This window comes from Streptomyces katrae (genome assembly GCF_000966975.1).
Taxonomy (GTDB): Bacteria; Actinomycetota; Actinomycetes; order Streptomycetales; family Streptomycetaceae; genus Streptomyces; species Streptomyces katrae.
On the sequence record NZ_JZWV01001108.1, the window covers coordinates 1 to 2,103 of the forward strand.

Genomic DNA, 2,103 nt, shown 5'->3' on the forward strand with positions numbered 1-2,103 from the left:
CGCCCGCGCGTTCGCCGAGGAGGCCGACGCCGAACTCGGCGAGGCCCGGACCGTACGCGCCGAGGCGGACGAGGCCGCCGCCGACGCGGCCCGGGTCCGCGACGAGCGCCAGGAGACCGCCCAGCGCGCCCGCCGCGCCGCCGACGCCCTCGCCGGCCTCGCCCACCGCCTGCGCGAGCGCTCCGGCTGGCAGGCCAAGGTCCGCGAACTCACCGACGAGGCCGCCGAGTCCGAAGCCCGCGCCGAGGCCTGCCTGGACCGCGCCCGCGCCGCCGACGAGGACCGCCGCGCCGCCCAGCGAGCCGCCGACGACGCCCGCCGCACCGCCCGCGCCCTGCGCGCCGAACGCCGCGAGGCCTACCGGGCCGCCTCCCAGGTGTACGAGAAGGTCGGCGTCGGCGCCGACCTGCGCGCCGAACAGGCCCGCGCCGAGAGCGACGAGAGCGCCGCCCTCGCCGAACTCGACCGGCTCACCAACAAGGTCCGCACCCGCGCCGCCCAGCTCCTCGAAGGCACCGACGGGGCCGACGGCCCCTCCCGCCAGGCCGCCGCGGCCCGCGCCGAGGCCCTCGTACAGATGCTGGAGTCCCGTGCCTCCGCGGCGAGCGAGCAGCTCGGCCGGCTGCGCGGCGAGGCCGAACGGCACGCCCCCGCCGACGGCGAGGCACACACCGAGCTGCCCGAGGAGCTGGTCCCGGCCGACGTGGAACAGGCCCAGGGCCTGCTGCGCACCGCCACCGCCCAGCTCGCCGCCCACTCCGCCGCGGTGGAGACCGCCCGGGCCGCCCACGCCGACCTGCTGCGCGCCCACCGCACCGCCGAGGACGGCGCCGGCGGCTTCGACGAGACCGCCGCCCTGCTGCGGGACCTGTTGCGCGACCACACCCACCCCGAGGACGAGCAGGAGCCGGTGGCCCACCAGGGCACCCTGGAGGAAGCCCGCCAGTCCGCCACCGAGACCCGCCGCTCCCTGCGCGCCTGCGCCGCCGACCTCTCCGCCGCCGAGGCCGCCGTCCGCGAGGCGAGCGACGTCCTGGTCCGGCACGCCAACGCCAACCGCTACGAGCAGGTCCGCACCCCCGCGCGCCAGCAGATCCGCGAACTGCCCGCCTCCGCCCTCCCCGAGCACGCCGCGGCCTGGGCGGCCGCCTTCGCGCCGCGCCTGCGCGTCCTGACCGACGAGCTCGCCCAGCTGGAGCGCAACCGCGACAGCATCGTCGACCGGCTGCGCGGCCTGGTGGAGTCGGCCCTGGCCACCCTCCGCTCCGCCCAGCGCCTCTCCCAGCTCCCCGAGGGCCTGGGGGAGTGGTCGGGCCAGGAGTTCCTCCGCATCCGCTTCGAGGAACCCGACCAGGCCACCCTCACCGAACGGCTGGGCGAGGTCATCGACGAGGCCACCCGCACGGCCGTCAAGAAGAACGCCGCCTTCGGCGAAGGCCGCCGCGACGGCATGTCCCTCCTCCTGCGCGGAGTCCAGGCGGCGCTGGAGCCCAAGGGCATCGCGGTGGAGATCCTCAAGCCGGACGCCGTCCTGCGCGCCGAACGCGTCCCCGTCGGCCAGATGGGCGACGTCTTCTCCGGCGGCCAGCTGCTCACCGCCGCCATCGCCCTGTACTGCACGATGGCGGCCCTCCGCAGCAACGACCGCGGCCGCGACAAGCACCGGCACGCGGGCACGCTGTTCCTCGACAACCCGATCGGGCGCGCCAACGCCACGTACCTGCTGGAGCTCCAGCGGGCCGTGTCCGACGCCCTCGGCGTCCAGCTCCTCTACACCACGGGCCTCTTCGACACCACGGCCCTGGCGGAGTTCCCCCTCGTCATCCGGCTGCGCAACGACGCGGACCTGAGGGCGGGCCTGAAGTACATCAGCGTGGAGGAACACCTCCGCCCGGGCCTCCCCCAGCCCACCCAGGAACCGGAAACCATCCACGGCGAAATCACCGCAACCCGTATGTTCCGCCGCGCCGTACCTTCCTGACGCGGGCCGTTCCGGCGGGGCTGTTTACAGCCCCGCCTGGGGGAACCTCCCAGCGGTAGCTGGGGGAGTTTGAGGCGAATCCTGTAGCCGCACCGGCGATTGAGGTGGAAACGGAGAAAGGG

The 2,103-nt window shown here is 75.8% G+C and carries 1 pseudogene; it reads left to right on the plus strand.

The window, feature by feature from the left end:
* A pseudogene (locus tag VR44_RS33120) lies at window positions 1-1,981 on the plus strand (hypothetical protein); the annotation flags it as partial.
* Between the last annotated feature and the right edge of the window lie 122 nt (window positions 1,982-2,103).